17 protein-coding genes are annotated in these 24,123 nt (G+C 48.1%); 3 read left to right on the top strand and 14 right to left on the bottom strand.

What is annotated here, in order from left to right; all coding sequences use genetic code 11:
• Positions 1-41: 41 nt before the first annotated feature.
• The 10 genes from gph to XMD564_RS02990 form a co-directional block, all read right to left on the bottom strand.
• Complete coding sequence (gph, locus tag XMD564_RS03035) at positions 42-704, bottom strand: phosphoglycolate phosphatase (RefSeq protein WP_173481512.1); 663 nt, start codon at positions 702-704, stop codon at positions 42-44.
• Positions 705-715: 11 nt separating this feature from the next.
• Entirely contained in the window at positions 716-2,734 is a 2,019-nt protein-coding gene (gene tkt, locus XMD564_RS03030) for a transketolase (protein WP_173494375.1), read from the bottom strand.
• Between the two features lie 25 nt (positions 2,735-2,759).
• A complete protein-coding gene (locus XMD564_RS03025) occupies positions 2,760-3,644 on the bottom strand; it encodes a phosphoribulokinase (protein WP_173481514.1) in 885 nt (294 codons plus the stop codon).
• A 23-nt stretch (positions 3,645-3,667) separates the two neighbouring features.
• On the bottom strand, positions 3,668-4,759 hold the full coding sequence (locus tag XMD564_RS03020) for a class 1 fructose-bisphosphatase (RefSeq protein WP_173481515.1): 1,092 nt from the start codon (positions 4,757-4,759) through the stop codon (positions 3,668-3,670).
• A gap of 37 nt (positions 4,760-4,796) precedes the next feature.
• Entirely contained in the window at positions 4,797-5,504 is a 708-nt protein-coding gene (locus XMD564_RS03015) for an HAD-IA family hydrolase (protein WP_173507773.1), read from the bottom strand.
• A 169-nt stretch (positions 5,505-5,673) separates the two neighbouring features.
• Positions 5,674-5,982, bottom strand: coding sequence for a hypothetical protein (locus tag XMD564_RS03010; RefSeq protein ID WP_173481517.1), 309 nt, complete (start codon positions 5,980-5,982; stop codon positions 5,674-5,676).
• A gap of 8 nt (positions 5,983-5,990) precedes the next feature.
• Complete coding sequence (locus XMD564_RS03005; RefSeq protein ID WP_173507772.1) at positions 5,991-8,333, bottom strand: nitric oxide reductase activation protein NorD; 2,343 nt, start codon at positions 8,331-8,333, stop codon at positions 5,991-5,993.
• Positions 8,334-8,347: 14 nt separating this feature from the next.
• Entirely contained in the window at positions 8,348-9,181 is an 834-nt protein-coding gene (locus tag XMD564_RS03000) for a CbbQ/NirQ/NorQ/GpvN family protein (protein ID WP_254442905.1), read from the bottom strand.
• 40 nt (positions 9,182-9,221) lie between these two features.
• The gene (locus tag XMD564_RS02995; protein WP_173481520.1) at positions 9,222-9,578 is read right to left on the bottom strand and encodes a ribulose bisphosphate carboxylase small subunit; all 357 of its coding nucleotides are present in this window, start codon (positions 9,576-9,578) and stop codon (positions 9,222-9,224) included.
• Between the two features lie 69 nt (positions 9,579-9,647).
• A complete protein-coding gene (locus XMD564_RS02990) occupies positions 9,648-11,066 on the bottom strand; it encodes a form I ribulose bisphosphate carboxylase large subunit (protein ID WP_173481521.1) in 1,419 nt (472 codons plus the stop codon).
• Between the two features lie 264 nt (positions 11,067-11,330).
• On the opposite strand from XMD564_RS02990, the gene XMD564_RS02985 reads away from it, so the two are divergent.
• Positions 11,331-12,263 (top strand): LysR family transcriptional regulator, encoded by a 933-nt coding sequence (locus tag XMD564_RS02985; protein WP_173481522.1) that lies wholly within the window; start codon positions 11,331-11,333, stop codon positions 12,261-12,263.
• Between the two features lie 550 nt (positions 12,264-12,813).
• Here the strand turns inward: XMD564_RS02985 and XMD564_RS02980 are convergent.
• From XMD564_RS02980 to XMD564_RS02970, 3 genes are all read right to left on the bottom strand, one after another.
• Entirely contained in the window at positions 12,814-14,163 is a 1,350-nt protein-coding gene (locus XMD564_RS02980; RefSeq protein WP_173494374.1) for a class II 3-deoxy-7-phosphoheptulonate synthase, read from the bottom strand.
• Positions 14,164-14,207: 44 nt separating this feature from the next.
• Positions 14,208-15,155, bottom strand: coding sequence for an AEC family transporter (locus XMD564_RS02975; protein WP_173507771.1), 948 nt, complete (start codon positions 15,153-15,155; stop codon positions 14,208-14,210).
• A 63-nt stretch (positions 15,156-15,218) separates the two neighbouring features.
• On the bottom strand, positions 15,219-18,548 hold the full coding sequence (locus tag XMD564_RS02970) for a hybrid sensor histidine kinase/response regulator (RefSeq protein WP_173507770.1): 3,330 nt from the start codon (positions 18,546-18,548) through the stop codon (positions 15,219-15,221).
• A 309-nt stretch (positions 18,549-18,857) separates the two neighbouring features.
• Between XMD564_RS02970 and mfd the strand changes: the two genes are divergently transcribed.
• Both mfd and XMD564_RS02960 read left to right on the top strand, forming a co-directional pair.
• On the top strand, positions 18,858-22,307 hold the full coding sequence (gene mfd, locus XMD564_RS02965) for a transcription-repair coupling factor (protein ID WP_173507769.1): 3,450 nt from the start codon (positions 18,858-18,860) through the stop codon (positions 22,305-22,307).
• 25 nt (positions 22,308-22,332) lie between these two features.
• Entirely contained in the window at positions 22,333-22,998 is a 666-nt protein-coding gene (locus XMD564_RS02960; RefSeq protein WP_173507768.1) for a CsiV family protein, read from the top strand.
• On the opposite strand, the gene XMD564_RS02955 is transcribed toward XMD564_RS02960, so the two are convergent.
• On the bottom strand, positions 22,995-24,101 hold the full coding sequence (locus tag XMD564_RS02955; protein WP_371740245.1) for a mechanosensitive ion channel family protein: 1,107 nt from the start codon (positions 24,099-24,101) through the stop codon (positions 22,995-22,997). The two genes, XMD564_RS02960 and XMD564_RS02955, sit on opposite strands and share 4 nt — an antisense overlap.
• Positions 24,102-24,123: the final 22 nt, after the last annotated feature.

Genomic DNA, 24,123 nt, shown 5'->3' with positions numbered 1-24,123 from the left:
ATTTACCTCCGAAGAGTCGATTAAGTTATTGAATTGATGGGTTAATCCACCAACTCTGAAAAGTCTTGAATGACGCGATCGGGGTTAGCCGACTCAATCGGTTCACCCATGTTGTAACCGTAAGGAAGTAACCAAACATCAATGCCTGCATTACGCGCCGTGGCCGCATCGATCGAGGAGTCACCCACAAACAGTGCATCCTCTGCTGAGATTTGCCACTGCTCAAGGCAGTCTAAAATTGACGTTGGGTCAGGCTTCTTCACTGGAAAACTGTCGCCGCTGACTACAATATCGAAGAGTTCCGTTAAGCCGTGAGCCGCTAACACACGATCGGTGTATCGGCTCTCTTTATTGGTAACCACTGCCAACTTGACCCCTTCAGACCCAAGCTTTTTAACCACCTCTAAAACATGTGGATAGAGGTAACTGGTGGTACCGCAGCAGCGTTGATAGTGCTTATCAAAGACAGGTAGTGCGCCTGCCAAAATAGGTCCAGACTCAATCTCTTCAATGGATTGGTTGTGGATGTAAGCCAGGGCTTTAATCAACAGCGCACGTGTGCCGTGCCCTATCCACGAGTTGACCTGTTCTTGAGTCACCCTTGCATAACCACACTCTTCTAAAGTGGCATTGGTGGCATCATAGATCTCCGGCGCCGTCTCGACTAAGGTACCGTCAAGATCAAATAACATCGCTTTATACATTTCTGTTACCCCTAAACTCGCTGGCGAACAGCATCAGCAACTGCGTTAGCAGTAATGCCGAAGTACTCATAGAGAACAGGAGCCGGTGCTGAATCACCAAAGCTGTCGATACCTACAACACCGCCTTTTCTGCCCACATATTTGCGCCAGAAATCGGTATGCGCAGCTTCCACTGCAACAGCCGGAAGATCCGATGGAATCGTCTGCTCTTGGTAATCTTCAGATTGGCGATCAAACAGATTGGTACAAGGCATTGAGACAACGCGAGTTGAGATACCCTCAGCCGCTAGAGTCTCTTGAGCCTGCAACGCCAATTGCACTTCAGAACCGGTTGCCATGATCACCGCTTGTGGACTGGCCATATCAGAGAGGATGTAGCCACCTTTGCGAACCTTATCTGCATCAGAGGCCGCCTTCAGTAATTTAGGCATCCCCTGTCGTGACAGCGCTAGAGCAGAGGGACCATCCTGTCGCTCAACCGAGTGCGCCCAGGCCGTTGCCGTTTCAAGGGCATCACAAGGACGCCAGACATCAAGGCCTGGGATGATGCGCAAGCTTGGAACGTGCTCGATACTTTGGTGTGTTGGGCCATCTTCACCCAGACCAATGGAGTCATGAGTAAAGACATGAACCACACGCTGTTTCATCAGTGCAGCCATTCGAATCGCATTACGAGAGTAATCGCTAAACGTGAGGAAGGTACCACCATAAGGTAGGTAGCCACCATGCAGTGCCATACCATTCATAATCGCAGCCATACCAAACTCACGAACACCGTAAGAGAGGTGGTTACCCCAAGTATCTCGGCCTGCATAGGTGGCTGTTTTGAAGTTAGTCAGGTTCGAACCGGTCAAATCAGCACTGCCGCCAAAAAACTCTGGAACAAGAGGTGCGATAGCATCTAGTGCATTTTGACTCGCTTTACGAGTCGCTACGTCCCCTTCTGCTGCAGCAATCTGAGCCATGACATCGGCAATCTTAGATTGATACTCATCGCTCAATTCACCGATCATACGACGTCTGAATTCTGCGGCTTTTTCTGGGAATGCTTTAGCGTACTCAGCAAAACGAATATCCCATTCCGCCTCTTCTGCTCTGCCTGAATCGGTGCAGTCCCAAGCGCTCTTCACGTCGCTAGGAATCTCAAATGGCGCATGATTCCAATTCAGTGCAGCGCGTGTCGCAGCGACCTCGTCAGCACCCAGTGCGGCACCATGAACGTCGTGTGTACCGACCTTATTGGGCGACCCTTTACCTATCTCGGTTTTAGTACAGATCAGTGTCGGTTTGCCATCAGCTAAGACCGCTTGAGCTTTGGCTGCACGAATCGCTGCATCGACAGCTGACGCATCATGACCGTTTACATCACGAATCACATTCCAGCCATAAGCTTCAAAACGTGCCGGCGTATCATCAGCAAACCACCCTTCGACGTGGCCATCAATCGAGATACCGTTGTCGTCGTAGATCGCGATGAGCTTAGACGTTCTTAGGGTCCCAGCCAGTGAGCAGACCTCGTGACTGATCCCCTCCATCATGCAGCCATCACCCAAGAAACAGTAGGTGAAATGGTCCACTATAGTGTGCCCTGATTCATTAAACTCTGCCGCCAACATCTTCTCGGCAAGTGCCAAACCGACAGCATTCGAGATACCCTGGCCTAATGGACCCGTCGTAGTCTCCACACCCGCTGTAACGCCCACTTCAGGGTGACCTGGTGTCTTAGAGTGCAGTTGGCGGAACTGTTTAAGTTCATCGATTGGAAGATCGTATCCCGTTAAATGCAGCAGTGCATAGATCAACATTGAACCGTGACCATTAGAGAGAACAAAACGGTCGCGATCTGGCCAGTGTGGATTGGCTGGACTGTGTTTCAAGTGACGGTTCCAAAGAACCTCTGCAATTTCTGCCATACCCATCGGTGCACCTGGGTGTCCCGATTTTGCGGCTTCGACGGCATCGATCGCTAGAAAGCGAATCGCATTGGCCATCTCATTTGCCATAGCGGCATTCGGTGCTGTTCTGTTCATCTGTTGCTCCTAGTTAGCGACGGCCTTAACCACGACCCAAGGCACGATTACGACGTTCCATCATGCGCCATACAAACGGTGTGAAGATCAACTGCATTGCAAGCTCCATCTTGCCACCAGGGACAACAATGGTATTGGCACGTGACATGAAGCTATTGCCAATCATGTTCAAGAGATACTGAAAGTCGATCCCCTTAGGATTAGCAAAGCGGATGATCACCATGCTCTCATCGGCAGAAGGGATGTCCCTAGCGATGAAAGGGTTAGAAGTGTCTACCATCGGTACGCGTTGGAAGTTCACATGCGTATGTTCAAATTGAGGGCAGATGTAGTTAATGTAATCAGGCATGCGACGCAGAATCGTATCCGTTACCGCTTCAGCACTGTAACCACGCTGATTCTTATCGCGCCAAAGCTTCTGAGTCCACTCAAGGTTGATGACGGGAACCACACCGATACGTAGATCTGGGTACTGGGCTATATCGTTCTGTTCAGTTTTCACCGCGCCGTGCAGGCCTTCATAGAAAAGTATATCGGTATCTTTATCGATCTCTTCCCAAGGGGTAAAGGTGCCTGGCTCTTGTCCGTAAGGCTCAGCCTCATCTTGGTTGTGCAAGTAGAGGCGTTTTTTACCGGTACCCGTTTCAGAGTAGCTTTTAAACAGACCTTCGAGCTCATCAAATAGGTTGTTCTCTGGACCAAAGTGGCTGAGATGTTTATTGCCCGCTGCATCGGCTTGCGCCAACTGCTTCTTCATCTCAGTACGATCGTAACGGTGGAAACTATCGCCTTCGACAATCGCGGCTTTAACATTTTCACGGCGAAAGATATTAGAGAATGTCCGAGTAACGGTTGAAGTACCTGCACCTGATGAGCCGGTAATCGCAATAATTGGGTGACGTTCTGACATAATGTTTCTCCAGGTCCAGTAACTTAATCGCGGAATAGACTGCGTTCAGCAAAGAGCGGCATATCTTCGCCTTTCTCTTCAATCGGTTCGTTGTGGTAACGCTCGATGCGCTCGACCTCGTTTTTAGAACCAAACACCAAACCTATGCGTTGGTGAAGCTCGGTCGGTTTCACATCCAACATTGGGTAGCTGCCAGTACTGGCACGGCCACCGGCCTGCTCGATAATCATGCCGACAGGATTCGCCTCATACAGCAGTCGTAACTTACCGGCTTTGCTAGGATCTTTAGTATCACGTGGGTACATGAATACACCGCCACGCATTAGGATACGGTGCGCCTCCGCGACCATCGAAGCGATCCAACGCATGTTGAAGTCTTTACCGCGCGGACCCGTCGATCCCGCAAGACACTCATCGACATAACGTTTAACGGGCGCTTCCCAGAAACGGCTATTAGAGGTATTGATCGCAAACTCCTGAGTATCCTCAGGTATGGTGATACTTGGGTGAGTCAACATAAACTCACCTAAAGCGGGATCCAGAGTAAAACCAACTACACCGTTACCCACCGTAAGAATCAGCATGGTTGAAGGACCATAAAGCGCGTATCCCGCCGCCACCTGTTGTGATCCGGGCTGAAGAAATACCTCTTCTTGAATAGGCGCTGTTGCATCATCCGGTGCACGAAGAATCGAGAAAATACTGCCCACCGAGACGTTCACATCAATATTCGATGAACCGTCGAGTGGATCAAATACAATCAGGTAGCGTCCTTTCGGATTCCCCTCTGGGATATCCAGTGCCTCATCCATCTCTTCTGAGGCCATACCAAGAAGATGTCCGCCCCACTCTGTCGTCTTGATGAAAATGTCATTACTGAGTACATCCAGTTTTTTCTGAGCCTCACCCTGGACATTGATACTGCCGCCAGCATCTTCATTGTGCTCACCATGCAGGCCCGCTAATTCACCATAGGCTACGGCTTTCGCGATCTGCTTACAGGCCATCGCCACATCCAAAATCAAGGCGTTAAAATCACCGCTGGCACTTGGGTAACGACGACGCTCTTCAATTAGGTATTGAGTTAAGGTCGTTCTATTGGTTCTAAATGGCATATCAGTTGCCTCTTATTATTTTTGAAAATCGGTATTGTTAAGCGATCAGTCGAGACAACTGCTCTAAATTCACATCGCTTAATGAGGGAACAATTAAGTCAGCCCCTGTGAAATCATGGTGCTTGGAAAACTCATTAGGGGTTATTACAGTAGCCAATTCGGCGCCTTTAGCGGCTCTTAACCCATTGTTGGTATCTTCAATAGCTATTGCCTCTGCCGATGAGACACCAAGACGCTCCAATGCTTGAAGGTAGACACTAGGATCTGGTTTTTTATTCGGGGCAGTTTCTGCGTTTTCGACAACGGTGAACGTCTCCTGCCAGTCATCGCCCATGGCGTGAGAGAGCAGTGCTTCTATATTGGCTGGACTGGTCGTTGTGGCGATGGCTAGCTTTAAACCAGCAGACTTCGCCGCTTTAATTAGCTCTAAAACACCAGGGCGCATCGCAACCTCTCCGCAAGCAACCATCTCTTCATAACGAGCAGTTTTAGTGGCATGCAGCTCTGGAATGATTGAGTCGATGCGCTCTTCGCTGACTTGAACACCTCGATCAGGCCGTTGGTTCCAGTAGTGACGAATTCGCTCTTTGCCGCCCGAGACTTCAAGCAGCTCTGTATAGGTCTCTAAATCCCATAACCAAGTGAGGCCCGCTGTTTCAAAGGCATAGTTGAAAGCAGCCATATGCGCCATTTCGGTGTCTGCCAATGTACCGTCGACATCAAAAATTAACGCTTTAAGTGCCATTTAATACCTTCAGTTATATTCTTATGTTTATTTTCTATTAACTAAGAGTATTCAGTGTGCTAAGTAAGCGCAATTAAAATGAGGTTATATTAGGATTAAGAAATCACTTAACTAACAACCGACGTAAAAAAGCCCCGATGCTTTTACATCGAGGCTTACTAAATAAAAGTTAATCTGCCATCAAATCTCTATCCGCGTCCCACCCCTTTGATTTTGCATGAACAATGGCTTGTTCTTGAATATGTAGGTAACGCACTCGGATCTCATCTGGCAACTGACTGACAGAAAATCCATAATTCTCCCACTCATCATTGACCTGACGCCAGAGTGTCTCCAGCCCCTGCACTAACCAACCCTCACAACTTTCCGTTTCCGGAATCAAACCAAAAGCCCAAGCATCCCTGATGATTTTTCCGGTATCGGTCATCCCTCCGTAAAGGTCATTGTGAATGCCGACGTATGTTTTTGATTTTTGCATAACGACTCCTAACAGGTCAGGCTGGCAAATAAGCTGGGTAGCTTTTCTGGCAGACGATCAACGTTATCGACCACCGTATAGTTATTGGCCCCAAAAATTCGTTTAACATAACTATCAGCATTGGGGTCTAAGGTTAAGCAATAGGTTAAAACACCTTGGCTGTACAGCTCTTCGACAGCTTTCTTGGTATCGTGCCTAAGGTGTTGGGGATCACGCTCATCGATATCAGCTGGTTCCCCATCTGTGACCAACAGGAGCAGCTTGCGGCGTTCAGGTTGTTTCATCAAAAGACTTCCAGCATGTCGCATGGCTGCTCCCATACGAGTTGACAGCCCTCCCGTCATTCCTGCAAGACGACTTTTTGCTTCGTCATTAAAGCTCTGATTAAAATCTTTAAATTTAAAGTATTGAACATCGTGTCGACCATCAGAAGCGAATCCATGTATCGAAAAAGGATCACCGATGCCATTGATCGCGCTTGAAACCAGCGTCGCTGCTTCACGCGTCAACTCAAGCACACTTTTATCAGATCCCTCCATGGTCTCATTCGTCGACTCAGATAGGTCCAACAATACAGTCACTGCAAGATCGCGATTTTTGACAACATTACGCATTGTGATTCTGGGGTTGGGTTGTTCACCCATTCTGATGGCAATCATCGCATCGATGGCCGCATTCAGATCAATCTCATCACCATCTTCCATATTTCGCTCTCTTTGAACGCCATCCGGTGAGAGAAGATCAACAACCTGTTTAATTTTCTGCACTATCGGCTTATGTTCTTGAAAGATCCGATCAATCGTTTCTGGATCCCCTTTTTGAGCTCTTTTTTCGTACACCGTTGCCCAATCGGGTCGGTATAACTGCACCTGATAATCCCACTCCTGATAGTGGTATGGATCTGAAATAGGCTCTTTACCCCAGCGGTCATTAAAAGACTCGGTCGCTTCACCTGCATCCTCATAAGGCATGAACTCTGTCGCGCATACCCAAACTTCTTGGGCATCATCGCCCGCTAGCTCACAGTCCACCTCATTCGCCATTTCGACGGCACTGACATACTTTCTTACCTGTCGTTGCGAAGCGGGAATATACTCCAGACCATGCTCAGCTAGATTGAAAGGCTCAAACTCCCAAACAAAACGATTATCATCACGATAAGGTGTGCGCATGGACTGCAGAATACGTAGACTGGGCACCTCTTTACGGTCATCAAACAGAGCAAAAAGCGCCAGTCCTAACTGAAAGCTGATTTCAGAAGAGTCTTTTTTAGCAGAAATTTCATGATGAAACTTAGCCGATAATTCATTCAACTCTGGGTCGTCTGATCTTACTGTTTCATCCATCAGCATCAATGCAAACTGACCCAACCGCTGTAAGGTTGGGTGTTCCTCACGGCCCTCCGGCTCAATTGACAGTAACGCTTGCCAAGTGGAACGCAGTCCAGGAAAGTCTTGCATCGCACAATACTCAACCCTGGCATCTTCGATCAATGCGATAAAGAACATCTGCGCCTGACTAAGGCCGCTAGCATCCATTCGGTCAGTCGTATAACTCAAATGAGCAGCAGCGTGTGCCACTTGAGCACGATATAACGATACGCCATCCACCTGGTTGAGATCATCAACCGCATCTGGCAAATGCATAACATGATGTTCAATGTAAGGTTTAAAGTCTTCGTAATCTGCCGAGGTGGGACGAAGAAAAAAATCTCTTCCCCATAAAGCCCTTAAGTAAAAATTTAATTTGCGTTGCGCATCAATAAACAGCGTACCCTTGCGCTCTTGTTGCAGCATTTTTTGACTATCAGCGGTCTTGAGCTCGAAATAACTGACTAGATTAACAAAATCTCTTCGATAAGCATCCGCCCCAAAGTTAGCCCAACGTCGAAGTCCTGAAAGCGTCAGCTTTGATAGCAGCTCATCCATATGATTCAGCATCGGCCTAAGGCCGCGAGCTGCCTTAGCAGACAATTGATGGATGAGAGTAAGGTACCCTCTCAGCAATTCAGGATCACCAAGACGATTTGCAGCAATCGGCAGGGATTGCAATAACAGAGTAATGACTTCACCAGAGGTCATCGAAGCGAGTTTCATGGCTGCATGAATACAGTCACTCATGACATCCTCACCACACTCTTTCACGACCTGTGGCATGCATTCAATAAACGCGATCACGAGCTCTTTACCACGACCTAGATTCGCCAAACTCTGTGCACCCTCAAGATAGTCTTGTAAGGCAGGCGATGACATCACTCGTGCGGCTTCATGAAAGTGACTCTCTAAAACATCGTTCATTTCTGGAGCGATGCTCTCAAGAGATTGGCGATACTGGTCCATGTCGATACTCATCGGTGCTGCCCCTGTTAGCTCACAAAAAATGTGTTGACTGCAGCATCTAGGGTTTCTCGCATATCTGGATCATCGGTCAACGGTGTTACTAACGTCATTTTGCACGCAGACAACGGATCTACACCTTCAGCGATCATCTGCCCAGCATAGACAAGCAAACGAGTTGATATTCCTTCATCAAGGCCGTGCCCTTTCAAATTCCTCGCACGGTGGGCTATTTGAACCAATTTATTGGCGATATCAAGACCCACACCTGTCTCTTTATCTACAATTTCAGCTTCATCATAATCTTTCGGATAGTCAAAGTTCATCGCACCAAATCGCTGTTTAGTGGATTGTTTAAGATCTTTCATCAGGCTTTGATAACCGGGGTTATAAGAGATAACCAATTGAAAATCAGGGTGCGCCTCGATCAGTTCCCCTTTTTTATCCAAAGGCAGTGTTCTGCGATGGTCAGTTAAGGGGTGAATCACAACGGTGGTATCTTGTCTTGCTTCAACGACCTCATCCAAGTAACAAATTGCCCCTATTCTGGCAGCTGTCGCTAATGGACCATCCTGCCAATGGGTACCGTCCTTATCGAGCAAAAAACGTCCAACCAGATCTGAGGCCGTCATATCTTCGTTACAGGCAACCGTAATCAGAGGACGCTTCAGTTTCCAGGCCATATACTCCACAAATCTTGATTTGCCGCATCCCGTTGGCCCTTTGAGCATCACCGGCATACGTCTTGCATAGGCGGCTTGATACATATCGACCTCATTGCCTACCGCCTTATAAAAGGGTTCGTCCTTGATAATGTATTGATCCGTATTCACTGCACTCATACTCTTACCTTTTGTATCCATTGAGAGCAAAACCCCCTCATTAGAGGGGGTATCTATAGCGTTATACTGGGTTGCCTCGGTAAACCACCATCTCAGCACCTTTTGACTGAGCATAGTTGTCATAACCGACCAACCTAACGTGGTTATTAGGGTGGGCTTGGTGGCAAGCTTCAGCCTCATTCAGAACTCGATCAACGTCGGTCTCACCGAACAGTGGCAACTTCCACATGTACCAGTAGTGATCGAACGCATTCTCTGGCTCTGTATGCTCTATCGCCGGGTTCCATCCTTTAGACACGATGTACTCAACTTGCTTTCGAATTTGTTCAGCATTCATCTCAGGCAGGTAAGAGAATGTCTCGAATTTACGGCTATTCACATCACTCAGGCTTGATGCGTAATCTTGCATTTCACTCATCATCTATTCCTCAACTCTAATAAGAGCTCAATTTATTAAGGAGGGTCTCTAAGGAACCCTCCCATTACTTTATTTATGAGAGACGTCTAGCTTATCGACCGTATCGAATTCAAACTTGATCTCTTTCCAGGTTTCCATGGCAACTTTTAGCTCAGGGCTGTGCTCGGCTGCAGAGAGAAGGATTTGTTTACCATCTTTCTCAAGTTCAGCACCGTGATTTCGCGCTTCAACACAGGCTTCAAGAGCCACACGGTTCGCAGCTGCACCTGCGGCATTACCCCACGGGTGACCCAAAGTACCACCACCAAACTGTAGAACTGAGTCATCACCAAAAATGTTAACCAATGCAGGCATGTGCCAAACATGGATACCGCCCGAGGCAACCGGAATAACACCCGGCATAGATCCCCAGTCTTGATCAAACATAATGCCGCGACTGCGATCCTCTTTTGTAAAAGAGTCACGCATTAGATCGATCCAGCCCAAGGTCGCCTCACGGTCACCTTCCAACTTACCAACCACCGTGCCAGAGTGAAGATGGTCACCACCGGAAAGACGAAGCATCTTAGTCAGCACTCGGAAATGGATACCGTGATTAGGGTTGCGGTCTAGAACAGCGTGCATGGCACGGTGAATGTGCAACAACATGCCATTTTCACGACACCAATTTGCTAGACCTGTGTTAGCGGTAAAACCACCGGTCAGATAATCGTGCATAATGATCGGGGCGCCGATCTCTTTTGCGTATTCGGCACGCTTATACATCTCTTCCGGAGTTGGAGCTGTCACGTTCAGGTAGTGACCTTTACGCTCACCCGTTTCAGCTTCGGCTTTTTCAATGGCTTCCATGACAAAATCAAATCGTTGTCTCCAGCGCATGAACGGTTGAGAGTTAACGTTCTCATCATCCTTGGTAAAATCGAGACCACCGCGAAGACACTCATAAACTGCTCGTCCGTAGTTTTTGGCTGACAAACCCAGCTTAGGCTTGATGGTGCACCCCAACATTGGACGACCGTATTTGTTCATAATGTCGCGCTCTACCTGAATGCCGTGCGGTGGTCCACCACAGGTCATTACATAGGCGACTGGAATACGAACATCTTCCAATCGCAAAGAACGCACTGCCTTAAAGCCAAATACGTTACCAACAAGAGAGGTCAATACATTGACAACAGAGCCCTCTTCGAACAGGTCAATTGGGTAGGCAATGAATGCGTAGAACGCCTCGTCATTACCAGGAACATCCTCGATAGCGTAGGCGCGGCCTTTATAGTACTCAAGATCAGTGAGCAGATCTGTCCACACGGTCGTCCAAGTACCGGTAGAAGACTCTGCCGCAACCGCTGCTGCCGCCTCTTCACGTGGCACTCCATCTTGTGCAATTACCTTAAAACACGCCAGAAAGTCCGTATCTTTTGGTGTGTAATCGGGCATCCAATACGTCTCACGGTACTCCTTTACACCTGCTTGATAGCTTTTTGCCATGGTCAATTTCTCCTGTTGGATTAAACCTTGATTATTGTTGTGCTGTTTGAGTGCCAGGCTGAAATCAACTTAGCAATCGCATAGGAGAGACGTTATGGGAAAGTAATGTTAAGAACAACACAAACTTTCTTATCAAAATGATAAGTGATTACTTAACATTAATATTCAATCAGGAATTAAATAGATACTGTTTACATTAAGGTTAAACTTAACTATTTTGAATAAACCACAATAAATAACTCAAAGCATTAATCGGAGGAGCCAGTGCGTAATACAACCTTTCGTCAGCTCAGAGTCTTTAATGAAGTCGCAAAACAGCTGAGTTTCATTAGAGCCGCGGAATCTCTTCACCTAACTCCCCCGGCGATTACCATGCAAATTAAAGAGCTTGAAAGTAACGTAGGCATGCCGTTGTTTGATCGTGCTGGCAAAAAAGTCACGCTAACCACAGCAGGTGAATATATGCTGGTCTACGCTAGAAGAATCCTAGCGACCGTTAAAGACGCTGAAGATGCTGCAGCAAGATTAATTCACGCAGAAGCTGGAACAATTACGATAGGGATTGTTAGAACCGCAAAATACTTCATGATGCACCTTATTTCTGAATTCATTGAAGAACATAAGAGTGTCGACATAAAGCTATCGATTGGTAATCGTGAACAGCTGCTCAAATCTTTGCAAAACAATGAAGTTGATCTCGCTATTATGGGTCGACCACCCAAAGAGATGCGGACCCGAAATGAACCCTTTGCGGCTCACCCACACGTTTTTGTGGCCGCGCCCACAAACCCGTTATTTTTAAGAAGCCTGGATGAGCGGTTAACACCCGAGGAGCTGCGAGATATCCCGTTTATTGTTCGTGAAGAGGGCTCAGGCACACGAGCAGCGATGGAACGCTTTTTCGAGGGGAGAAGTATTGAACCGCATTATAAGTTTGAACTGGATTCCAACGAAATGATCAAACAGGCCGTAATGGCCGATCTGGGGATAGGATTTGTGTCACAGCACACTGTCGGTTTAGAACTGGAGCACCAAAAATTGGGAATACTCAATGTCGATGGCGCGCCGATTGTTCGAGCCTGGAACCTTGTGCATACACAATCGAAGGTACTCTCCCCTGCTGCAGAAGCGTTCCGATACTTTATGCTTGAGCGTGCAGAGAGCTTCCTAGCTGAGCAGTTTGGGCGGTTAGAGTAGATTTGCGCGATCTTTTCGGTGACTGGCCTTCAGCCTGTCAACCGCATTTCTATCCGACTAGCGTCGGCTAGCCTTCTTCTTTGTGTGAGCAAAGAAGAAGCAAGAAAACACACCCCGCTCCTTCGGCCTTCGGCACACTGCGCGCGATACTCTTTTTCTAACATCAAAAGGCACATTTCAGACAGATGATTTGCTCCTGCATCATCTGCATACAAAACATCGTGTTTCTAAGCCTGCTCCGTGCAGGCGCTGAAACTCTCGCCCATCCGGGGCTCGATCCTTTCAACGTCTTAACGAAAAAGAGCACCGTGCTCGTTCTCAGTCGGACGGGGAACGGGGTGCCAGATTCGAATCTGGCACTGTTGGAGCGGTCTTGAAAAGGCCGCGATGGGTATTAAGTTAAGCTTAGCTATTGGCACCGGTGTCTGGCTTTAGCCTGACATCCACTCTTTCAGCGTTTTCCAGATTATTAGTAAATCTTACCTGCGGATGACAGGCTGAAGGCCTGTCACCAAATATCGCGGCCTTTTTAAGACCGCTCCTACGCAGATTACTTACGCGCTGCTTTGAGCGTATCCGCAATCATAAACGCCAACTCAAGTGACTGGTCTGCATTAAGGCGTGGGTCACACTGGGTGATGTAGCGCTCTGCCAGAGCAGATTCTGTGATTTGGTAGGCACCACCGACACACTCAGTTACATGGTTACCGGTCATCTCAAAGTGGACACCACCGGCGTAGCTACCCTCTGCCTTGTGAATCTCGAAGAAGGATTTCATCTCTGAGAGGATCGCATCGACCGAGCGGGTTTTGTAGCCGCTGCTCGCTTTTACCGTATTGCCGTGCATCGGGTCGTTGCTCCAGACAACATTCACACCTAAGTCATTCACAGCACGCACTAGCTGTGGCAGGTGATCGCCGATCTTCTCGGCACCCATGCGGGCAATCAGATTGATACGACCCGCTTCGTTCTCTGGGTTTAAAATCTCCAGAAGACGTTTCAAATCATCCACTTGAGTGGTTGGGCCCACTTTCACACCGACCGGGTTTTGAACACCGCGCAGGAACTCAACGTGAGCATGATCAGGCTGGCGAGTACGATCACCAATCCAGAGCATGTGCGCTGAACAGTCATACCAACCGTTGGTCAAACTGTCTTGACGCGTTAGTGCCTCTTCATAAGGCAGCAAGAGTGCCTCGTGAGAGGTGTAGAGTGTTGTCTCAGAGAGTTGCGGCGTATTGTCAGAATTCAATCCGCAGGCCGCCATGAACGACAACGCTTGATCGATCTGTGCGGCTAGCGCTTCATACTTTTCATGCGCAGGCGACTGAGACACGAAACCTTGGTTCCATTTATGAACCTGATGCAGATCGGCAAAGCCACCACGTGAGAAGGCGCGCAGTAGGTTTAAGGTTGCTGAGGATTGATGATAAGCCTTCAACATACGCTCAGGATCTGGAATCCGTGCTTCTGCAGTAAACTCGGCCGAGTTGACGTTGTCACCACGGTATGAGGGTAGCTCGACACCATCAATCGTCTCAGTATCACTAGAGCGAGGCTTAGCGAACTGACCAGCAATGCGCCCGACTTTTACAACAGGGCAACTGCCCGAGAACGCCAATACAACGGCCATCTGCATCAGCAGTTTAAACGTGTCTTTAATCTTATCGGCACTGAACTCGTTAAAGCTCTCTGCACAGTCACCACCCTGTAACAGAAACGCTTCACCACGACTGACACGAGCCAGATCAGCTTTTAAAGATCGGATCTCTCCTGCAAAAACCAAAGGCGGCTGTTGTTTCAGCTCAGCCTCAATCGATTGCAGTGCCGTTAGGTCTGGGTAAGTCGGTAACTGTTTAACCGGCAGATCGCGCCAGCTATTGGGCGTCCATACGCTCATGTGAAATATTCCTTTAGGTGGTGATTAAAGAGGTTGCTAGTCTACTAAATTAATGCCAACAACTGCAGTAGGTAGAGCCCGAAAGTTATCGTGATCATCGACACAAAGGTCGTCAGAACAATAATGTTGGCGGCAAGCTCATCGTCATCTCCTGCAATTTTAGCCATCACATAACTGGCAGCCGCGGTAGGAGATGCGAGAAACAGAAACAGAGTCCCTAACTCCATTCCACTGATACCCAAGTAGGCGCCAATCGCCGTGAACAGCAGAGGCACCCAAATCAACTTCACCAGCGTGGCATTAACTGCCAACCAACCCGATAGTCGAAAGGCTTTTAACGACAGGGTTGCGCCAATGCAGAGCAGTGCTAGCGGCAGTGACATGGAGCCGAATAGTTGAGCCGACTCCTCTACCCAGAGTGGCAGTCGCAGATGCAAGAGTGACAACAACGCACCAATTAACACCCCGATAATCATCGGGTTCAGCACCACCTCTTTCGCAACCACCAATGGTGTAGGGCGATAGCGTGTACTGAAGACCGAAAAGAGCACAACCGAAAGACCGTTGTTTAGGATTCCCGCTAAACCTGCCATTAATCCGGCTACCTGCAGCCCCTCATCGCCATACAGGCTCAATACCAGCGCCAGTGCGATGATGCCGTGATTACCTCTGAAACCCGCCTGAATAAAGACAGCACGCTGATCCGGCCGAATCCACCGATACGCGACGAATCCCATGAGTATTACCACCGCGAAGTTGGCCAGGATGTAGTAGCCAAACAGTACGGAATCCAGCAGTCCCACCACGTCCGCTCGGTAGGTAGCTAAACCTAACAGAGTTGGCAGGGTCGCTTTATAGACCAACATCGAGGCGCCACTGATGAAGCCATCACTCAACAGATTAAAACGCTTTAGCAGCAATCCGATGATGACCAGAGAGAAAATGGGGGCTGTAACAGCAAATATTTGAGCAAACAGCTCGAAGTGATTCATTTAGAGTCCAATAGGAATAACAGAGATATTTATTATCCCTTATTGGCTCTAAGCTTGTAACACCTAATCAGCTAATTTATCTAGCAACTCTGCAGCTAATTCAGCTGGGTTGATCGGTTTCGAGAGGAAGCCGTTCATGCCAGCTTTTTTCGCATTATCACGATCGGACTCAAAAGCAGCAGCGGTAAGGGCAATAATTGGCAACGCCTTAGCCTTATCACCCGCCTCGCCAGCACGAATAGCTTTAGCCACTGCCAAACCATCCATCTCTGGCATGTGAATATCGAGCAGAATAAGGTCCGGTAGTGATTCTCGGATTGCAGCCAGTGCTGCCTTCCCTCCATCAGCCGTCGTAACTTTCATTCCCATCTTGTTAAGCAAGCCTTGTGCAACCATGCGGTTGGTTGGACTATCATCCACCACCAACAGTTGCTTACCTGCCAATTCTTTAACACTATCAAAGGGGTTAAGCGCTTGGACCTCAGTTTGGATTTGATCAGCTGAAGCCAGCTCAACCGGTAACTCCAGGGTAAAACAGCTACCCTCACCCTCTTTACTGGTAACGGTGATGCCGCCTTGCATCAATTCAGCCAACTGCTTGGAGATACTTAAACCTAGGCCAGAACCACCAAAGCGGCGACTAATAGAGTCATCGGCCTGGGTAAAGCGCTCGAACAAGTTTTCGATCTGATCGGCGCCCATACCTATACCTGTATCTTCAACAGCGATCTGCCAGCGCGGCTTTACACCTTGAGCATCAATAAGTTCAGAACGAATAGTTACGCTACCCTGTTCAGTAAATTTAATGGCATTACCCACAAGGTTAGACAATATCTGTTTAATACGATGGTTATCGCCGAGTAGGTTAACCCTCTCTAAGCTGCTCTGCATGAGGAGTTCCACACCCTTTTGCTGGGCAACTGGCTTAAACAAGGCCGAAACCTCTTCGAGCATCGATTTGGGCGAAAAACTGCGTTTTTCCAGCATTATTCCGCCCTGTTCCAGCCTCGAGATATCCAAAATATCATCCACTATGTTACGCAGCGCATTTGCAGAGGACTCAATCGAATGGAGGCGAGACTTGAGTTGCGTATCAACACACTCCTCTTTAGCCAACACCAACATACCCAATACCCCATTGAGAGGCGTACGTATCTCATGACTCATGGTCGCAAGAAAACGCCCCTTAGCCTCCGCGGACTCTTCCGCCAGTGAAAGAGCGTTTTCAAGTTTTTGACCTTGCCTGCTCAACTCTTCTGAGCGTGCCAACAACGAAGCAATTGAAAAGGCGACCAGCAAAATCAAAATGAACGTCACTACTAACCAAAAGAGTGCAATGGGGCTGCCAATTAGCGCAAATTGCGAAAGGGTTGCTTTCGGTAATATCTGTATAAAATAGAGAGGATGGCTTAGCTTAATTTTATTAAAGCTCTTGGTATCTATGTGGTTTACATTCAACTCCTGCTGCATGAGGGTTGTTAAATCTTTGCTAGGATCAGCGCGTTGAAAGAATGCGACCTTATCCTCAAATTCAAAAACCTGTGCAGAATCACCCACCTCAAGTAGCGCCGTCTGCTCCCATAAAGCGGGGTAGAAATCGCCAACGCGAGCATCCTTTAAATTTAAAGAGTCAGCCCAGAGAGGAAAGCCCTCGGGCGCCAAAACCATTGAACCGCTCTTAGTTGCTACGAAGTTTTGCTCCTCTTTATGCGGGTCATACTGAGCATAAAGTTGAAGGAAGGCGGCCGCATCATAGTTATAAACCCAAACGCCACGTTTATTGCCCAATGTATCAAAGGCAGGTGCGGCAAGGCGAATCACAGGCTGATGTGGAACCTCTACAACACCATGTTCAACATTGAGATCAATTTCAGAGACATAGATCTCATCTAATCCTAAGGTTTTGGCTTCAACAAAGTAGGCACGGCTAGATTTATCCTGAAGCTCAGTTGGTTCCGCTGCATAGGCTGCATCAGCGGAACGGTTAACTTTAATTAGCTCCAATCCATTTAAGTCTAGAAGCCTCGCTTGCAAAACGAACGGGTCATTATCTACAACGGAGATTAGCTCTTGCTCCAACAGTAGACGCAAGTTCGCCGGACGACCTGTCAAATAGTTCTGACTTAAGCCTGAAGCAGCACGGAGGTGAACATCGCCCACAAAACGCAGAAGCTGTTGGTTAAATTGGTGTAAATTTGAATCTAAGTGTGAGGCAGCAAATTGGAGCTGTTCTTGGTAACGTGCGCGATCGATGTACTGAATGATGGGCACCAGAGCCATCAAAACGAGCGTTGTAATAAGTACTGTAAACACGGCAGTACGGGTCAACAGGGTACCAGTCGGGTTTGAGCCTTCAGGATTTAAAAAAGTAGGATTTTTCTGCTCAACTTGCGCTTGTTTAGCGACTACCAGTTCAACAACCATCCAACATACCAGCGCTAAAATAAATAGTCGCGGGAAAAGCTCTAACTCTTCAACATCAAAAAATTGTATAAATCCCAACAAAATCACGACCAACAGCGATAGCATAAAACGCCTCGCCAACTGCACTGGAGCAACAAAATAGACAGCAACTGCAGCTGCTGGTAGGAACAGCATCCCAGACTCTTGATTGGCGTATAACTCGTAGACAGTGACCAACCAGAAAAGAATAAGAAACAATTTTGCCCTGTATGGGTAGGCTGGATAAAGTTTTCTGACTGCTGCGTGACCAATAAAAAGACACGCAGCCATCAAAGTCCCCTCTGGATGAGAGAATCCAAAGTCATCAGTGACTAACTCCAAAACAGGTACTACAAGTACACCTAAAGCAGCAAAAAGACCTATAAAGTCTCTTAATTGATATCTTCCACTTTCTGTAACGGCCTTTTCACCCTCTAACATCCTAATACAAACTAAGCCACCGACCAGAGCCGCACTGAGAGAACGTAACCCGAACAGCAATTGATCCTCGGTAAATTTTTGCAAGGTAATGATGAGAAGTGCTAGTAACCCAAGGTAGAGATAAAAACGACGTTGCTGACTGGGAAGCAAGAACATAGCAATCAACATCGAACCGGGAATCATCGCAAATGGGGTGTAGCCCATTGTTAACAGACCAAAACAGAAGAGTGGCAATAGCAACCAGACAACAATATTGAGTAATAAGCATCCAGACTTAGTGGCCCTGGCAAGCTGTATGATTGTTAAAGTTAGCAGAGTCAATACGATAGGGAATACAACCCACTGCGCTGCACTCCATCCAGTTTCAATAAGTTGTGGCAAAGCGCGAGTGACAATCGCCATCAACAACACAGCGACATATCCCATGCCGACCCAACGCTGTACTTTTAATTCGTCACTACTGATCTTTGAAAACCAACTCTCTTGATTCACACTATTTAACAAATGCATAACGCTATTCTTAACCTACTCTTTAAACCGTCTGCTTGAATAAACGACGAAAAAACAAATTTTATTACGACAAATCAAGCAATTTTTATGCTAACTATTGAGTAACAACTCAACAAATCACAGATCATATTTTTGGCAAATTGCATTGAGCTAAACAAAGAACAGACCCTAAAAATTTAACTTTATCGGAGCTGACAAGCCCAGGAGTAGCAGGAAAAAACTGTGATTTTTTCTCTACTTACCTGCCCTAATTACTGATTGATCGCTACAATAGAATCTTTCTCATGCTATTTTCACTGGAGTCCAAGATTGTCAGGTCTAGATCAGTTTATTGCCCCAACTAAAGCCGGTGATTTGCGCCGTATTGGTGATGTAAAAGGGGCCGCCACCGGTTGGCTAATCGATCAGATACGCGACAAACTTCAGGGACCTATTCTGATGCTCTGCAACGACAGTGAGAGCGCTAGCCGTATTCGTCGTGAGATACGCTTTTTTGCCGGTGACTCTCTGCCTGTGATGCTCTTTCCAGACTGGGAAACCCTAGCTTACGATAGCTTCTCTCCACACCAGGATATTACCTCCACTCGTTTAGAAACGCTGTACCGACTTCAAGGTTTAAAGTCAGGTGTCATTGTAGTGCCTGCTTCGACGGCAATGCAGCGTGTCGCTCCTAAAGAGTTTGTCAGTGGTAATGTCTTCTGGCTTGAGAAAGGTCAGCAATTAGACGCCGACAGGATGCGTGAACAACTGATCGATGCAGGGTATAACCTAGTCGACACCGTCTATGAGCACGGTGAATTTGCTGTACGTGGCGCCATTATTGATCTCTACCCTACTGGCACTAGCGCGCCTCTTCGTATCGACCTATTTGATGATGAGATCGATACTCTAAGAACATTCGATCCGGAGACACAACGCTCCATTGAACAGATCGAGCGCATTCGCATTTTGCCGGCGCGTGAATACCCTTTTCACTCCAACGCGATTGATGGCTTTAAACAGCGTTGGCGTCAACGATTTGATGTCGATTATGGCAACTGCCCTATCTACCAGGACATCTCAAGCGGTTTAGCACCGGCGGGTATCGAGTACTATCTGCCGCTCTTCTTTGAGCAGTGCTCTACCCTGTTCGATTACCTTCCTGAATCAACCCTAGTGATTCAGCAGAAAGGGATACTGGAGGCCGCATCACAATTCCACAGCGGTGTGGTAAGTCGACATAACGAACGCCAAGGCGATATCACTCGCCCAATTTTGACGCCAGATGAGCTCTTTTTAACACCGGATAACTTGGCAAGTGACCTAAAACGTTGGCCTGGAATACGTCTATGCGCTGAACCAGAGGAGGTTAAACCGGGGCGTGAGAATATCGGTGCGACTGAACCTCCCAGTTTAAGCACCTCTCCCACTGCGGCAGAGCCTCTGCGCCCACTGGCCAATCACCTAGACAAAGCCACTACTCCGGTTCTCATTCTTGCTGAATCAGCGGGCCGTCGTGAATCTCTATTAACGCAACTGCAAGCGATGTCGATCAAGCCTGTGCAACTCGACAGCTGGCACGCTTTTCAAAACAGCAATGAGTCACTCGCAATAAGCGTTGCACCGCTTGAACAGGGTCTTGCCATCAGTGATCAATTTGAGGTGATCTCAGAGGCACAGCTGTTTGGCAATCAGGTCTTCCAACGTCGTCGTCGCCAGCGTGAACAGAGCGATGCCGACCAAGCCGTTAAATCACTGTCTGAACTGAGCGTCGGGAATCCTGTGGTCCACATTGATCACGGCGTAGGTCGCTATCTCGGTCTGCAGACGATCGATTTGGATGGATCAGCCACCGAGTTTCTGACCCTGCAGTACGCGAATGATGCCAAACTCTATGTTCCGGTCTCCTCTCTGCATCTGATTAGCCGATACACCGGTGCCAGTGAAGAGTCTGCACCGCTGCACCGTCTTGGCACAGAGCAGTGGTCCAAAGCGCGCCGTAAAGCGGCCGAGAAGGTACGTGATGCAGCTGCCGAGCTGTTAGATATCTATGCACGTCGTGCCGCTCGCCAGGGGTATCAATACAGCATTGATGATGCTATGTACGATCAATTCTCACGTGCATTCCCATTCGAAGAGACGCCAGATCAAGCGATGGCCATTGAAGCGGTGCGCCGAGACATGCAAGCCGTGCAACCGATGGATCGTCTAGTCTGCGGTGATGTTGGCTTTGGTAAAACTGAAGTGGCTATGCGGGCAGCCTTCATTGCGGCACAAGCTGGCAAACAGGTCGCTGTATTGGTACCAACTACCCTCCTCGCCCAGCAGCACTTTGAGAATTTCCGTGATCGTTTCGCCGACTGGCCTATGGAGGTTGATCTGATCTCTCGCTTCAAAACAGGCAAACAACAGGATCAGATCGCAGCCAAGGTAGAGGCCGGTCAGGTCGATATTTTGATTGGTACACATAAACTGATACAGGGCGATCTGAAATTCAGCAACCTAGGGCTGTTGATTATCGATGAGGAGCACCGTTTTGGGGTTCAGCAGAAAGAGAAACTCAAGTCGCTTCGCTCTGAGGTTGATATTCTCACGCTGACCGCGACCCCTATCCCTCGTACGCTGAACATGGCGATGTCGGGCATGCGTGATCTATCGATCATCGCGACGGCACCGGCTAAGCGTCTATCGGTTAAAACCTTTGTGCGTCAATCTGATCCAGCGCTGATTAAAGAGGCCATTCTGCGTGAATTGCTTCGCGGTGGTCAGGTCTACTATCTGCACAATGAAGTGAAAACCATTGAACAGACCGCTAAAGAGTTGGGTGAGCTGATTCCAGAGGCCCGTATTGGTATCGGCCATGGCCAGATGCGTGAGCGTGAACTGGAACAGGTGATGAGTGACTTCTATCACAAGCGATTCAACGTATTGGTCTCCACCACCATCATCGAAACCGGTATCGACGTTCCTAACGCCAATACGATCATCATCGATCGCGCTGATAAATTTGGTCTGGCTCAATTGCACCAGTTGCGTGGACGAGTCGGTCGTTCGCATCATCAGGCTTACGCTTACCTGCTTACACCGCACCACAAGGCGATGACTTCAGATGCCACCAAACGTCTGGAGGCGATTGTCGAAGCGAGCACTCTAGGGGCAGGCTTTACCCTAGCAACCCACGACCTTGAGATACGGGGTGCCGGTGAGCTGTTAGGTGAAGAGCAGTCGGGTCAAATGCAGACAATTGGTTTCTCCCTCTACATGGAGATGCTAGAGCAAGCAGTAGAGTCGATTAAAGAGGGTAAAACACCCAACTTTGATCAGCCTCTTCATCACGGCTGTGAAGTAAACTTGCACCTACCGGCACTGATTCCCGATGACTATCTGCCGGATGTGCATAACCGATTGACGCTCTATAAACGCATTGCCAATGCAGCCAATGACGAAGAGTTGCGTGAGCTTCAGGTGGAGATGATTGATCGCTTTGGTCTGCTACCAACGCCTCTTCAGAACCTAATTCGACAGACTTCAATCAAGTTGCGGGCTGAAAAACTCGATATTATCAAGTTGGATGCTGGCGCTGGGTCAGGACGCTTGGAGTTTGCTGAGGAGACCTGTGTCGATCCTTACACCCTTGTAAAACTGGTGCAGACACAGCCAAAGGTCTATAAACTCGATGGGGCTACCGCGTTTAAGTTCAGTGTACCGATGGAAAACAGTGAAACTCGATTCCAGACAGTTGAAGCGCTGCTTGATACACTGACACCGGCAAGTGATTGATTTGAACCTTCAGGAGCATATTAAAGTGAGAGTGATTGCAACGACCCTTTTGCTATTGGCTGGTATCGGCCAAGCCGTGGCTGACGATGAGGCGGTCAAGCTAGCGGTTGCCCCTGAACTGATCAGTGAAGAGAGTCTCTACACTGTTGAAGTGGTTATTTTCAAACAGGCTGAAGCCGACAAAGAGAGCGAAACCTGGCCTGCCGACTTAGAAAGTATAGAATTCACCAACGCTGAGCTTCCTCTCGTCAATGATGGCGAACCCTTAGCCCTGAATGAAGAGTTGCCAATAACCACCTTTGCATTGACTGAACAAGCCAATCGATTGGCGCAAAAAGGGTATGAGCTGCTCTACCACAATAGCTGGCTGGATCAGTTTAAACCTGGCGCTAACCGCACCACTCTGTTATTGGATGCATTTGGAAACTTCGAAGGTACATTACGCATTGAGCGTCAGCGTTATCTGCATATCTACCCATCGATCAACTACTACCCTAACGGTTTAAGCTTGACCGACGAGCCCGCTGAAACGATCCATTTTGAGGAGTCACGTCGCATGCGTTCGAAGGATCTGCACTACATCGATCACCCCGTTCTGGGAATGCTGGTACTCTTTAGACCGGTCGAAGCGGTTGAGATGGAGGTCACCGATCTGGTGACCTCAACAGAGACAGCAAACACCGTAAACTAGTTCGACGGCGCCTCATTCGGGGCAATATGAATCGTAGAGGTTGGGAAAGCGATCTCTGCGCCACGCGCTTCAACAAGATTGATTATCTTAACCAATACATCCTGCTTAACCGAGTGGAACTCCACCCAGTTAACCGTTTTAGTGAAGGTGTAGACCATAATATCGATCGATGAGGCACCAAAGTGGTTCAGGTTTACGATCAGAGTTTGACTCTGATCGATGTCAGCATGGCTCTGCAACATCGCTTTAATATCCGCAACAATCTGTTCAACCACAGCCGCATCGTCATAACGAACACCAATGGTTTCATAGATACGACGGTTAGTCATACGAGATGGATTCTCAACGGCAATACTGGCAAAGGTTGAGTTAGGGACGTAGAGCGGTCGTTTATCGAAGGTGCGAATACGGGTTAAGCGCCAACCGATCTCTTCAACCGTTCCCTCAATCTCTTTGTCGGGGGAGCGAATCCAATCCCCCACTTTGAAGGGACGATCCATATAGATCATCAACCCACCGAAGAAGTTAGCCAGCAGGTCCTTTGCGGCAAAACCGACAGCCAAACCACCGACACCACCGAACGCTAGTATGCCTGAGACACTGACGCCCAAATGTTGAAGCAGCACCAAACCCGCAAACAGAAGGACGGTTAATCGCAGTAGTTTTGCAACCGCATCAGCGGTGGTTCGATCAACACCAGGACGACCAGAAACGCCATCCACTAACTGCTGCTCAACCCGTTTAATCAGACGGATTAACGTCCATGCTGCCAACAGAATATAGGCTAACGAGCGCAAAGATTGCGTCAGAACCAGGTCGATCTCGTCCAGTGCTCGTGCGGCAATATCAAGTGAGAGCGTAATACCCACCACCCAGACCAGAAGACTTAAAGGGGCACGCACGGTATCAATGAATACCTGATTCCAAACGGACGAGAGATTATTGATGAAGGGAATCAGTCGATTCAGCAAAGTATTACTGACTAGAGAGACGATCAGTGTCATCAACAGAATCACAGCGCCTTGCAGTAACCACTGATATTGATTCAAGGCAGGTATGGCATTTAACAGTGGGTTAAGCACCCAACTTAACAATTCAGTCACTTAAAAACTCCAATAAACAATC

This window comes from Marinobacterium sp. xm-d-564 (assembly GCF_013283345.1).
Classification (GTDB): domain Bacteria; phylum Pseudomonadota; class Gammaproteobacteria; order Pseudomonadales; family Balneatricaceae; genus Marinobacterium_E.
This window is presented reverse-complemented; position numbering and strand designations above follow the sequence as displayed.

Excerpts from the sequence above, each read along its gene's own strand:
- XMD564_RS02995 (WP_173481520.1), bottom strand. The coding sequence starts at position 9,578 with ATGAGTGAAATGCAAGATTACGCATCAAGCCTGAGTGATGTGAATAGC.
- gph (WP_173481512.1), bottom strand. The coding sequence starts at position 704 with ATGTATAAAGCGATGTTATTTGATCTTGACGGTACCTTAGTCGAGACG.
- XMD564_RS02970 (WP_173507770.1), bottom strand. The coding sequence starts at position 18,548 with ATGCATTTGTTAAATAGTGTGAATCAAGAGAGTTGGTTTTCAAAGATC.
- XMD564_RS03020 (WP_173481515.1), bottom strand. The coding sequence starts at position 4,759 with ATGCCATTTAGAACCAATAGAACGACCTTAACTCAATACCTAATTGAA.
- XMD564_RS02980 (WP_173494374.1), bottom strand. The coding sequence starts at position 14,163 with ATGAGCGTATGGACGCCCAATAGCTGGCGCGATCTGCCGGTTAAACAG.
- tkt (WP_173494375.1), bottom strand. The coding sequence starts at position 2,734 with ATGAACAGAACAGCACCGAATGCCGCTATGGCAAATGAGATGGCCAAT.
- XMD564_RS03005 (WP_173507772.1), bottom strand. The coding sequence starts at position 8,333 with ATGAGTATCGACATGGACCAGTATCGCCAATCTCTTGAGAGCATCGCT.
- XMD564_RS02975 (WP_173507771.1), bottom strand. The coding sequence starts at position 15,155 with ATGAATCACTTCGAGCTGTTTGCTCAAATATTTGCTGTTACAGCCCCC.
- XMD564_RS03000 (WP_254442905.1), bottom strand. The coding sequence starts at position 9,181 with ATGGATACAAAAGGTAAGAGTATGAGTGCAGTGAATACGGATCAATAC.
- XMD564_RS03010 (WP_173481517.1), bottom strand. The coding sequence starts at position 5,982 with ATGCAAAAATCAAAAACATACGTCGGCATTCACAATGACCTTTACGGA.
- XMD564_RS03015 (WP_173507773.1), bottom strand. The coding sequence starts at position 5,504 with ATGGCACTTAAAGCGTTAATTTTTGATGTCGACGGTACATTGGCAGAC.
- XMD564_RS03025 (WP_173481514.1), bottom strand. The coding sequence starts at position 3,644 with ATGTCAGAACGTCACCCAATTATTGCGATTACCGGCTCATCAGGTGCA.
- XMD564_RS02990 (WP_173481521.1), bottom strand. The coding sequence starts at position 11,066 with ATGGCAAAAAGCTATCAAGCAGGTGTAAAGGAGTACCGTGAGACGTAT.